General features: G+C 44.3%; 12 protein-coding genes. 3 read left to right on the forward strand and 9 right to left on the reverse strand.

Annotated elements, in window-relative coordinates:
- The first annotated feature begins 5 nt into the window (after positions 1 to 5).
- The 3 genes from P5V12_RS11230 to P5V12_RS11240 are packed head-to-tail and all read left to right on the forward strand — an operon-like array spanning position 6 to position 2,640.
- Positions 6 to 1,469, forward strand: coding sequence for a hypothetical protein (locus tag P5V12_RS11230; RefSeq protein WP_316953179.1), 1,464 nt, complete (start codon positions 6 to 8; stop codon positions 1,467 to 1,469).
- Positions 1,462 to 1,872 (forward strand): capsular biosynthesis protein, encoded by a 411-nt coding sequence (locus tag P5V12_RS11235; protein ID WP_316953180.1) that lies wholly within the window; start codon positions 1,462 to 1,464, stop codon positions 1,870 to 1,872. Before P5V12_RS11230 ends, P5V12_RS11235 begins: the two co-directional genes overlap by 8 nt.
- A 15-nt stretch (positions 1,873 to 1,887) precedes the next feature.
- Entirely contained in the window at positions 1,888 to 2,640 is a 753-nt protein-coding gene (locus P5V12_RS11240; RefSeq protein WP_316953181.1) for a glycosyltransferase family 2 protein, read from the forward strand.
- Positions 2,641 to 2,765: 125 nt separating this feature from the next.
- Here P5V12_RS11240 and sthA read toward each other — a convergent pair whose 3' ends face one another.
- The 9 genes from sthA to P5V12_RS11285 all read right to left on the reverse strand — a co-directional run bounded on the left by sthA (position 2,766) and on the right by P5V12_RS11285 (position 11,469).
- Positions 2,766 to 4,166, reverse strand: a complete 1,401-nt coding sequence (gene sthA / locus P5V12_RS11245; RefSeq protein ID WP_316953182.1) for a Si-specific NAD(P)(+) transhydrogenase — start codon at positions 4,164 to 4,166, stop codon at positions 2,766 to 2,768.
- Between the two features lie 46 nt (positions 4,167 to 4,212).
- Entirely contained in the window at positions 4,213 to 4,473 is a 261-nt protein-coding gene (gene nqrM / locus P5V12_RS11250) for a (Na+)-NQR maturation NqrM (protein ID WP_316953183.1), read from the reverse strand.
- Positions 4,473 to 5,411 (reverse strand): FAD:protein FMN transferase, encoded by a 939-nt coding sequence (locus P5V12_RS11255; protein ID WP_316953184.1) that lies wholly within the window; start codon positions 5,409 to 5,411, stop codon positions 4,473 to 4,475. Before P5V12_RS11255 ends, nqrM begins: the two co-directional genes overlap by 1 nt.
- Positions 5,412 to 5,638: 227 nt before the next feature.
- Positions 5,639 to 6,862: an NADH:ubiquinone reductase (Na(+)-transporting) subunit F gene (gene nqrF, locus P5V12_RS11260; protein WP_316953185.1), complete on the reverse strand. Its 1,224-nt coding sequence runs from the start codon at positions 6,860 to 6,862 to the stop codon at positions 5,639 to 5,641.
- Positions 6,863 to 6,883: 21 nt separating this feature from the next.
- Positions 6,884 to 7,492, reverse strand: a complete 609-nt coding sequence (gene nqrE / locus P5V12_RS11265; RefSeq protein WP_316953186.1) for an NADH:ubiquinone reductase (Na(+)-transporting) subunit E — start codon at positions 7,490 to 7,492, stop codon at positions 6,884 to 6,886.
- Entirely contained in the window at positions 7,492 to 8,151 is a 660-nt protein-coding gene (locus P5V12_RS11270; protein ID WP_316953187.1) for an NADH:ubiquinone reductase (Na(+)-transporting) subunit D, read from the reverse strand. Before P5V12_RS11270 ends, nqrE begins: the two co-directional genes overlap by 1 nt.
- A 3-nt stretch (positions 8,152 to 8,154) precedes the next feature.
- Positions 8,155 to 8,928 (reverse strand): Na(+)-translocating NADH-quinone reductase subunit C, encoded by a 774-nt coding sequence (locus P5V12_RS11275; RefSeq protein WP_316953188.1) that lies wholly within the window; start codon positions 8,926 to 8,928, stop codon positions 8,155 to 8,157.
- A complete protein-coding gene (locus P5V12_RS11280) occupies positions 8,921 to 10,123 on the reverse strand; it encodes an NADH:ubiquinone reductase (Na(+)-transporting) subunit B (protein ID WP_316953189.1) in 1,203 nt (400 codons plus the stop codon). Before P5V12_RS11280 ends, P5V12_RS11275 begins: the two co-directional genes overlap by 8 nt.
- A 2-nt stretch (positions 10,124 to 10,125) precedes the next feature.
- The gene (locus tag P5V12_RS11285) at positions 10,126 to 11,469 is read right to left on the reverse strand and encodes a Na(+)-translocating NADH-quinone reductase subunit A (RefSeq protein ID WP_316953190.1); all 1,344 of its coding nucleotides are present in this window, start codon (positions 11,467 to 11,469) and stop codon (positions 10,126 to 10,128) included.
- Positions 11,470 to 11,723: the final 254 nt, after the last annotated feature.

Here is an 11,723-nt window from a genome sequence, read left to right on the forward strand (position 1 = left end):
AAACAATGAATAATGAATCCTCCCCAATTTTTGTAGTATACGATGATCGCGAATTCACCAGCGAAGAAGTTAAGCCTTTTGTTGGTGATCGCAGATATAGCGATATCATATTCAAGCGAAAGAAGTTAAAAGCCTACTTCTATGACTATCTTTCCGACATAAAAAAGGACCATGTTTTCCACATACACAACCGCCATGAAGTTGGCGAATTACGTAAACAAATTGAAGATGTTGGCGACCCTTGTGGAATTTTGATTGTTTCATCAAAGGCAGGCATTATTTCCAATGGCAATTTTGAACAACTTCTTGCCCGCTTACCTTTTGCGGAAGACAGCTTTTGCGACAGAGCCTTCAAACCAATGATATCCTTTTTCAAGGATAGCCACGAACTGATTGAACATTGGGAAAAATTCCAAAGCAAACCACTGCACTCTTGGGAAGAACCACAAACCGGAATGGAACGACTACTTTCCGTTCAACCACTTGACCTTGGTAAAAGCCGGGATTTCCTATCCTTTATGACAGGCTCGACAGAAACACGACATTTTAACCAAGTCGAAATTGATTCATTCTATTACACTAAAAAGTCTTCAGACGTAAGAAAAATGGAAGCGGAATATCGGTTTTACGATTTGGTTCCCGAGCCGATGCGCCCTTGGTTAATTCAGCCCTTTGACTACAAACGTGACGGTGATACCGCCTCATACAAAATGATGCGTTATTACCTCGCCGATACAGCTCTCCAGTGGGTGCATGGAGCGTTTTCCAACGCTTCGTTTGAAGCCTTTATCGACCGTTTGCTGTTTTTTATTCACCAACGCCCCAGAAAAGAAACGAATAAGAGTGACGTTGCCACAGTAGCAAAATCACTTTATCTTGATAAAGTAGAATCGAGAGCAAAGCAGTTGTTTGATTTACCAGATGGAAAAAAGGTCAATGAACTGGTATCCATTGCAGACCCCAATCTCGAATTGAACATCCAGATCGAACGCTATAAAGCCTTATATAAAAAATACGAAAAGGAATTTCATCTCAACTATCTGTCTGCTGGCCACGGAGACCCTTGTTTCTCCAATATTCTCTATGACCAACAGCGGTACATATTAAAAGCCATTGACCCTAAAGGCGCCTTAACGGAAGAAGACGTATGGACACATCCATACTACGATCTGTGCAAGATATCACACAGTGTCATGGGTAATTATGACTTTATTAATAACGGGCTATACGAAGTCACACTAGATGATGAAAACGGTTTAATTCTAAAAATTAAAGCCAATCAACATCTTGCAAAAAAGGAACTGTTTTTAGATAAACTTAAAGAATTGGGTTACGACTGGAAAATCATCCGCCTAGGAGAAGCGTCCCTATTCTTATCGATGCTACCACTACATATCGATCACCCAAACAAAGTGATGGCATTCATATTAATTGCAAAACAAATATTAGATGAGGTTGAACGTGCTTAATCCAGATTTACCCAAACTCGAACCAGGAGAAGGAATGCTTGTCGTCGATATTGATGGCACACTATGCCCGGTTAAAGGCAAAGATGAGCACTACGCAGACCTCGTACCCTATCCCGAAATGGTGGAGAAACTCAGGGAATATCAAAACCGCGGCTATACCATTATGCTATACACCGCCAGAAACATGAAAACACATGGCGGAAATCTTGGCAAAATAAACATGCACACAGCTCCATTGCTATTAAAATGGATCGAAAAGTGGGATATCCCATGTGATGAGATCATGTTTGGCAAACCTTGGCCTCAGAAAAAAGGGTTCTATATTGATGACCGATCAATACGACCCGATGAGTTTCTTAAATACTCAGAAGAAGAAATTCATCAAATGCTTGGCGAAAAATAATTTCAGGAGTTAAGTATGGGGAAGCAAAACATCCTTATTACCATGGCCGGTCGAGGGTCTCGTTTTTACAAAGCGGGCTACAAAGAACCTAAATATGCTATACAGGCGCACGGCCACAGCCTATTTCACTGGTCAATGAAATCTCTTGAAAACTTTCACCACCCGGAAAATAACTATATCTTTGTTTGCTTAAAAGAAAACAACTCCACTGATTATGTAAAACAGCAATGCAAAGAGCTTGGCATTAACAATGTTAGTGTATTCGAGCTTGATGAGCTCACCGATGGACAAGCAACCAGCGCTTATATCTCCCGGAATTTGTGGGCGCTTGATGCACCACTACTCATCTACAACATCGACACCTATGTTAACCCCAAAGCATTAATACCCACAGATATAAAACCAGGGTCAGATGCCTGGGTACCCTGCTTTCAAGTACCGGGAGATCACTGGAGCTTTGTCAAACTTGGACCGGACGGATGGGCAGTAGATTGTGCAGAAAAAACACGTATCTCAGACTACGCATCTATTGGTTTATACTGGTTTGCCAAAGCCAGCGAATACGTGTCGACCTATGAACATTTTTTTGCTGATCCCAAGAACCTTGTTAAAGGGGAAAGATATATTGCCCCAATGTACAAGCATTACATAGAAACAGGAAAGAAAATTTCCATAGTTGATCTACCTGTCGATGATGTACATGTATTGGGAACGCCAGAAGAACTGGATATATTCTTAAATACATCAACTACTTTAATCACAAACTGAACAACTAAAGCAGACCCATCAAATGATAGTAATCTGTACCAAGACACAAAAAAGAAAAACGACTATCAAATACAAACTGGATAGATAAAGGCCGACTACTTCCCCTAGAAGTAGTCGTTTGAGAATTAATTATGCCGATTGACCCGATTCAATCCATTTAACGCAGCAACCCTATAAGCCTCTGCCATCGTCGGGTAATTGAAAGTGGTATTCACAAAGTAGTGAATATTATTGGCCTCACCCGGCTGGTTCATAATGGCTTGGCCGATATGAACAATTTCCGAAGCTTCCGCGCCAAAGCAATGTATACCCAGAATTTCAAAGGTATCGATATGGAAAAGAATTTTTAACACACCGACATCTTCTCCACTGATTTGTCCGCGTGCAGTATCTTTGAAGAATGCTCGTCCCACTTCATAGGGAATTTTTGCAGCAGTCAGTTCTGCTTCAGTTTTCCCCACCGAACTAATTTCTGGCAAGGTATAGATACCCGTTGGCGCATCCTCGATAAAACGAGGTTCACGGCTCAAAATCGTGTCGACAACCGCTCGCCCCTGATCATATGAAGCACTGGCCAGACTTGGCCAACCTATAACGTCTCCGGCAGCATAGATGTGCTCTACTTCCGTTTGATATTTTTTATTTACCGATATCTGACCACGATGATTGGCTTTCAGCCCGGACTTTTCCAAATCCAGCATGTCGGTATTGCCGGTGCGACCGTTACACCACAGTAGCGCATCCGCTTTGATACGTTTGCCAGATTTTAAGTAAATCTGAACACCGGTGTCGGTGGTCTCAACACGCTCATAATCTTCACTGTGACGAACCATCACACCGCCGTCACGCAAATGATAGCTAAGTGCATCCGATATTTCGTCATCAAGAAAAGACAGCAACCTCTCCCGACCATTTATTAAGTCAACCTTTACACCTAAACCAGCAAATATAGAGGCATATTCGCAACCGATCACTCCCGCCCCATAAATAATGAGCGTTCGAGGCGTATGCTGCATATCCAGAATGGAATCACTGTCGTAAATACGGGGATGATTAAAGTCCACATTGTTTGGGTGGTATGGACGAGACCCGGTAGCAATAAGAATATTATCGGCCGAAATAATATCTCTCACCCCATGAGGATCGGTTACTTCCAACTTATCCTTAGCTAAAAACTTCGCCATACCATTGTGAACTTCAATACGGTTTTTGGTGAAGTACGCTGTGTGCATTTCCACTTGTTTGGGAATCACCTTTGAAGCTGCACGCAATATATCCGGATAAGTAATCATCTTGGTGTAACCAAGCGCTCGGAAAAAAGGCTGTTTACGTAACTGAATAACCTGTTTCACCGCTTGACGCAGTGCCTTGGACGGAATGGTTCCTTTGTGAGTACAATTGCCACCCAAAGATCCGCGATTATCGATCACGCCCACTTTCAAATCACTTTTAGCGGACGCCATTGCCGCAGCTTCACCGGCTGGTCCAGCACCAATAATCAGAAAATCGTATTTATAATCAGCCATAATAAATATGTATCACCCTACACAATAGCGACTAACTTAAAGCAAATTAATTTTTTCGTGGTTTACTTGCGTCGTATGCCAAGTCCTGAACGGCCTTTCGTGCAGCGAGTTTTTTCTCTAAATTCTTTTGCTTCTCACTCTCGCATATTTCCATATCGCCGCCACATATTTCGCACTTCCCTTTCAAACCTAATTTCTGAATGCCGCCACAGGAGCCTTTTAATGGCTCACGTCCCATGATCACGCCTATAGCCATTCCAGCGATAACCAATACCATAATAATAAAAGCAAAAATATATATACTCATTAGTTCATGTACCTTTTAAATTCGTCGGTATACTTAACTTTAAAATCAAGCTCACCGGTCTGTCCTTCTGCATCCGAACGAATAATTAAATACACTGCCATGTTTTCCATCTCAGCAAATGCCATCGCCTTCTCGGGCCCCATAACGTTCAAGGCTGTAGCATAAGCGTCAGCTTTACTACCAGAATCAGCAATCACCGTTACGGATGCCAATTTATGGGTGATGGGCCTGCCTGTGGCCGGGTTAATCGTGTGTGATACTCTGACACCCGCTTCTTCATAATAGTTGCGATAGTCGCCGGATGTCGCCATTCCTCCCTGGGAAATTTCGATTGTCTGCATCGAGCCCGAATGGGAAAAGCTGGGCTTTTCAACCCCAATACGCCAAGGTTGCCCGCGAGGGCTATTGCCCTTAAGTTTTAACTCACCACCAATCTCTACCATGTAGTCAGTAAAACCGTTTTGCTCAATCAACTCGGCTATAACATCCGTAGCATAGCCTTTGGCAATTGCGGATAAATCGATATAAACATCTTTAAGCTTTTTCACCTGCCGGGTTTCGAGGTTTAACTCAATATTGTGGTATCCAACCCGAGCACGTCGCTCTTCAATTTCCTGCTCCGAAGGAAGCTTTCCTTTTGGCGTTTCAGGACCAAAACCCCAGAGGTTTACCATTGGACCCACTGTGACATCAAATGCACCCTGAGTTTTTTCACTGACAGTTTGCGCTTCTTTTAGTACGTCAAACAGTGGTTCAGATACAACAACCCACTCGCTGAGCGGTGCCTGGTTTAGCAAGGACAACTCCGAATCAGGAATGTAGGTAGACATGATCTGGTTAATTCCCTCAAGCGCCTTATCAATGTGCATTTGCATAGTTTGTTCGGCTTGAGTGACATTGGGGTTTACCACCATCGTTATATGGTACACCGTCCCCATCGTAGCCCCTTCCAATTTGTAGCTTTTAGGGCCTTCTTGCTTCTGACAGGATATAAGAAATAAACATGCGACAAGAAAAAAAGAAAGCGAGACAAGTTTTCCCTGTCTCGCTTTAACGTGAATATTTAAAGAATAGTTTGACAAGCCTGTAACCTTTTAGAAAAACGTTAACCAGTAACACTGTGATAGCAGACTATGCTACCACAGAGCTTATTAAAGCTTTTCGGTTAGCCGCCAAAATCATCCAGCATGATGTTTTCGTCTTCGACACCAAGATCTTTTAGCATCTTGATAACAGCCGCGTTCATCATGGGAGGCCCACACATGTAGAACTCACAATCTTCTGGTGCTGGGTGATTTTTCAAATATTCTTCATATAGAACATTGTGAATAAATCCGGTTAAGCCATCCCAGTTGTCTTCTGGTTGAGGGTCAGATAAAGCAACATGCCATTTGAAGTTGTCATTTTCTGAGGCCAACTCATCGTATTCTTCGGCGTAGAACATTTCACGCAGAGAACGAGCACCGTACCAGAAAGACATCTTACGCTTAGACTTCAATCGCTTAAGCTGATCAAAGATGTGCGAACGCATTGGTGCCATACCTGCACCACCACCAATGAATACCATTTCTGCATCAGTATCTTTAGCGAAGAACTCACCGAATGGACCGTATACCGTAATCTTGTCGCCTGGCTTCAAATTAAATACATATGAAGACATCAAGCCTGGCTGGATACCCTTACTACCAGGAGGTGGCGTCGCAATACGGATATTGAACTTAACCAAACCTTTTTCTTCTGGGTAGTTCGCCATTGAGTAAGCACGAATAACCGGCTCAGTGGTTTTACACTCTAAATTGAAGAAGCCGAAATGCTCCCAATCGCCACGATACTCTTCCTCAATCACGAAATCAGAGAATTTAACGTGATATGCAGGTGCTTCCAACTGAACATAACCACCAGCACGGAAGTCCACGTTCTCGCCTTCTGGCAATTTAAGAGTAAGCTCTTTAATGAAGGTCGCAACATTGGGGTTAGAAACAACCTCGCACTCCCACTGCTTAACACCGAAGACTTCCTCTTCAACTTCAACCTTCATGTTCTGCTTAACCGGAACCTGACAGCTTAAGCGCCAACCTTCGCGCTGTTCGCGCTTGGTGAAGTGCGATTCTTCAGTAGGCAGAATCGAACCACCGCCTTCTTCAACAATACACTTACACTGGGCGCATGTACCACCACCACCACAAGCGGAAGGTAGAAACAGCTGTGCGTCTGCAAGTGTGTTCAACAGCTTGCCACCAGCAGGAACGGTTATTTCTTTTTCATTGTTAACGATGATTGTTACATCACCGGAGTTAACAAGTTTCGAGCGTGCTGCCAAAATCACTGCGACGAGCAAAAGCACAATCACGGTGAATAAGACAACGCCTAATATAATTTCTAAATTCATGTGCTGAATATTCCTCGCCAGTTACAGGGAAATGCCGCTGAAAGACATAAAGCCCAATGACATCAAACCAACAGTGATAAAGATAATCCCCAAGCCACGAAGACCCGCAGGAATATCACTGTACTTAAGCTTCTCATTGATGCCCGCAAGCGCAGCAATTGCCAATGCCCAACCAACACCAGAGCCAGCACCGAAAACAACACTTTCAGTGAAGTCCAGGCCTCGCTCTACCATTAACAGTGAACCACCGAGGATGGCACAGTTAACTGTAATTAGCGGAAGGAACACACCCAATGCGTTATAAAGCGACGGTACATACTTATCCAAGAACATCTCAAGGATTTGTACCATTGCCGCAATTACACCGATGTAACAAATCAGGCCAAGGAAACTCAAATCTACGTTGGGTAGACCAGCCCAAGCCAAAGCACCATCTTGCAGCAAGTAGTTGAAGATCAAATTGTTAACCGGAATCGTTAGGGTTTGAACAACCACAACCGCGATACCCAGACCAATCGCCGCTTCAACTTTCTTGGACACGGCCAGGAATGTACACATTCCAAGGAAGAAGGACAGCGCCATATTCTCAACGAAGATGGCTTTTACAAACAAACTAATGAGATCTTCCATTACACCGCCTCCTGAACTTTAGTGTTTGGCGCAATTTTGAACTCAGCAGTCTCAACTTGTTCAGTTTTAACGCTTCGAATTGCCCAAATGATCAGACCGATAAGGAAAAACGCACTAGGAGGAAGCAGCATCATGCCATTTGGCTCGTACCAACCACCGTTGTTTACGGTTTGCATAATTTCAATACCGAATAACTTTCCTGCACCAAACAACTCACGAAGGAACGCCAAGGTGATAAGCATAAAGGAATAGCCAAGGCCGTTCCCGATACCATCCAGAAAGCTTGGAATCGGTGGATTTTTCATCGCAAAAGCTTCAGCTCGACCCATTACGATACAGTTGGTGATAATCAAACCAACAAACACCGACAATTGCTTGCTGATATCAAACGCCACAGCTTTAAGCACCTGATCAACAAGGATTACCAGCGAAGCAATAACAGTCATTTGCACAATGATACGAATACTGCTTGGAATGTGGTTACGAATAACCGCAACAAAGAAGTTTGAAAACGCAGCTACCAAAGTCAATGCAACACACATAACCATGCTGACTTTTAAACTACTGGTTACCGCCAACGCCGAACAGATTCCAAGAACCTGAAGCCCGATCGGGTTGTTGTCAAAGACAGGCTTAAATAATAAATCTTTCACTTTCACGGTTTAGGCCTCCCCATTTTTCAGGTTTTGCAAAAACTTGCCATAGCCTCGGTCGCTAAACCAGAACGCCATCATGTTAGCAACACCACGCGCAGTAAGTGTTGCACCAGACAAGCCATCAACTTTGTGTTCGGCATCCTTGGTTTGCTCAGTAACGGCCCCTTTAATAACCGTAAGAGCAGGCTGACCGTTTTCGTCGAACACTTTTTTGCCCTTCCATATTTGCTTCCAAAGCGGATTATCCACCTCAGCACCCAACCCTGGTGTTTCAATGTGCTCGTAGTAGCCAAGCCCGACCACCGTATTTAAATCAGACTCCAAAGCAATGAAACCGTATAACGTTCCCCAAAGACCATAACCTCGAATTGGGAGAATGATCGTTTCAAGACCTGAATCGCCTTTTACCAAGTAAACTTCGGCGTATTTTTCACGACGAGCCAGACCAGCAATGTCTTCTTCAGCAGAAAGAACTTCAGAAAATTTTGGGTCTTTGGCAGCAGCTACTTGCTCATAACTTTCAGGGTCAACGGCATCACTAAATTCGCCAGTATCAAGATCAACAATCTTGGTTTCGATTGGCCCGAAAAGATCTTCGATCTTTTGAGTTTTGTCGTACAAACCAGCGGCCTGCAGAATGTTCTTTTTAAAGTCGCGCGCTTTGTTCGCTTCTTGAGCGGGCTTTAACATCACTGCTGCGGTGGACACAACCACTGAGCAGACGATACAGAGCAAAAACGCAACCGTTACGGTTTTCTTAATAGTATCGTTATTAGACACGTGCCAACCTCCGCTTAATATTAGACTGAACAACGAAGTGGTCGATAAGTGGAGCAAATAAGTTGGCGAACAAGATGGCCAGCATCATACCTTCTGGATAAGCCGGGTTAACCACTCGTACCAACACTACCATCACGCCTATCAAGCCACCGTACCACCACTTACCAGCGTTGGTCATGGAGGCCGATACCGGGTCGGTTGTCATAAAGAACAAACCAAAGGCAAAGCCACCCAACACAAAGTGCCACCAGAAAGGCACAGCAAACATTGGGTTTGAATCACTGCCTACAGCATTAAAGATCAACGCTGTGAGAATGGTTCCGATAATGGTACCAAGCACGATTTGTCTGGAAGCAATGCCTGTGACTAACAAGAACACACCACCAATAAGCAGAGCCAGTGTTGATGTCTCACCAATTGAGCCCGCCATATGACCTAGGAACGCATCCATCCAGGTTAGCTGGCTTTGAAGCGCTTCAAGGCCTTGCTGAGAAGCAACAGAAAGTGCTGTTGCACCAGTATGCCCATCAACCGCTACCCACACCGCATCACCAGAGATCGACGCTGGGTATGCAAAGAATAGGAATGCACGACCAGTCAGTGCGGGGTTAAGGAAGTTTTTACCGGTTCCACCAAATACTTCTTTACCAATAACAACACCGAAGCTAATACCCAGTGCAGCTTGCCAAAGCGGTAATGAAGGAGGACAGGTCAACGCAAACAGGATAGAAGTAACAAAGAAACCTTCGTTCACTTCATGACCACGCTTAAGAGCAAATAACACTTCCCAGAATCCACCCACAGCAAAAACTGTAAGGTAGATAGGTAAGAAAAATACTGCACCGTATATAAAGTTATCCCAGATACTGGTTGGATCGTGACCAGCCAACATGGCAATAATCACACCGCGCCAACCTTCGATACCAGTAGCACCCATTTCAGCAAGTACAGTGTTTGCCTGCCAACCCAGGTTATACATACCGTAAAACATGGCCGGAAACGCAGCAAACCAAACCATGATCATCACACGCTTCAAGTCTATACCGTCTCGAACGTGAGAGGTTGTCTTGGTGATGTCATTGGGTTGATACATTAATGTATCTGCAGCTTCGTAAAGCGCATAAAAATATTCGAACTTGCCACCCTTATGAAAATGCGGGGCAATATCATCGAGGAAATTACGTAATACTTTCACGATTAACCCTCCTTCTCGATTCGCGTTAGATTATCGCGAAGAATTGGGCCAAATTCGTACTTGCCATTACAAACAAACGAACACAAGGCGAGATCCTCTTCATCTAACTCTAGGCAACCTAATTTTTGTGCCATATCTGTATCACCAACAATCAACGCACGTAGTAATTGGGTCGGCAGAATATCTAACGGCATAACCTTTTCGTAGGCACCGATTGGAACCATTGCTCTCTCGGAACCATTGGCAGATGTTGTGAAATCGAATTTCTTTTTACCAAAGAGTTTCGATACATAAATCGGCATGGCGGAGAAACGATCAAATCCAGGTACACAGAAATGCAACATGGGACGCTCACGCCCTTCTGTTAACACGCTCACCTGGTTGGCATAACGGCCAAGGAATGCGGTTGGGCCCGCAGCAGTGGAACCACCGAATACAGAGCCAGAGATCAAGCGATTCTCACCCGTTTTCAAGCTACCAGCAGTCAACTCTTCCAGGCTGGCACCTAAACGAGTGCGAACCAAGCGAGGGTCTTCAACCTGTGGACCTGCTAAAGCAACAACACGGCTGGTGCTCAGCTTACCGGTAGAGAACAACTCACCAACAGCAATCACATCCTGATAACCAAGAGTCCAAACCACTTTTTCAGCGTTAACCGGATCAAGGAAATGAATATGGGTTCCAACATTCCCGGCTGGATGCACACCGCCAAACACTTCGTATTGAACATTTGACGCTGGAGCAGCTGGAATCTCGGCTTGATCAGCATGACACACATACAGCTTACCTTGAGTAAGCTTGGACAATACTTGCAAACCATTTTGGAAAGCTTCTGGCTTTTCAGCAATCACGATCGCTGGATCAGCGGCCAACGGATTGGTATCCATTGCGCTAACAAATATCGCCGCAGGGCGAGTATTTGTCGCTGGAACGCGACTGTATGGACGCGTGCGAATTGCAGTCCATAAACCAGAGTTAATTAAGTTTTCGGCAACCTGCTCGTCCGACAAACCTGATAGCTGATCCTGACTATAGCTGGCAAAGCTTTCTTCTTCCTCGCCTTCTACGTCAATCACAACAGACTGAAGTACTCGTTGATAGCCACGGTTAATGGCTGACACAGTACCACTGGCTGGTGCGGTATAACGCACGCCTTCAGTTTTTTTGTCTGTGAATAGGAGTTGACCGAGTTTGACCTTATCACCCACCTGCACTTCCATCGTTGGTTTCATACCGTGGTAATCAAAACCAACAACAGCTACTGAGCGGATAGTAGGGCCATCTTCTATGGATTGTCGGGGAGCCCCCGAAATAGGTAAATCCAACCCGCGACGGATCTTTATCATACGTCTTAGCCTAACTTTCAATGTGAAAAAACTGGTTGCACGGAAACTTAAAAATCAAACGTTCCAACATCTTGTGCAGTGTCAGAAAGCTTGAACACCAATCTTCCTGTTCTGGATGCTCTCAAGTCAAAGACTCACAATTCTTATGGCTTTAACTGGGCAGCTCACTCAACACGAGCGAAGATTTTTGTTTCCCATTGTGGTGTCGCTAACTGTATTTGAAATAGTTTCTACAAACCCACACCACACAGGTG

The organism is Teredinibacter sp. KSP-S5-2 (assembly GCF_032773895.1).
In the GTDB taxonomy this organism is placed as follows: Bacteria; Pseudomonadota; Gammaproteobacteria; order Pseudomonadales; family Cellvibrionaceae.

Coding starts and splice junctions, on each gene's coding strand:
- P5V12_RS11255 (WP_316953184.1), bottom strand. CDS start 5,411: ATGGGGACGGTGTACCATATAACGATGGTGGTAAACCCCAATGTCACT.
- P5V12_RS11285 (WP_316953190.1), bottom strand. CDS start 11,469: ATGATAAAGATCCGTCGCGGGTTGGATTTACCTATTTCGGGGGCTCCC.
- P5V12_RS11230 (WP_316953179.1), top strand. CDS start 6: ATGAATAATGAATCCTCCCCAATTTTTGTAGTATACGATGATCGCGAA.
- sthA (WP_316953182.1), bottom strand. CDS start 4,166: ATGGCTGATTATAAATACGATTTTCTGATTATTGGTGCTGGACCAGCC.
- P5V12_RS11240 (WP_316953181.1), top strand. CDS start 1,888: ATGGGGAAGCAAAACATCCTTATTACCATGGCCGGTCGAGGGTCTCGT.
- nqrE (WP_316953186.1), bottom strand. CDS start 7,492: ATGGAAGATCTCATTAGTTTGTTTGTAAAAGCCATCTTCGTTGAGAAT.
- nqrM (WP_316953183.1), bottom strand. CDS start 4,473: ATGAGTATATATATTTTTGCTTTTATTATTATGGTATTGGTTATCGCT.
- nqrF (WP_316953185.1), bottom strand. CDS start 6,862: ATGAATTTAGAAATTATATTAGGCGTTGTCTTATTCACCGTGATTGTG.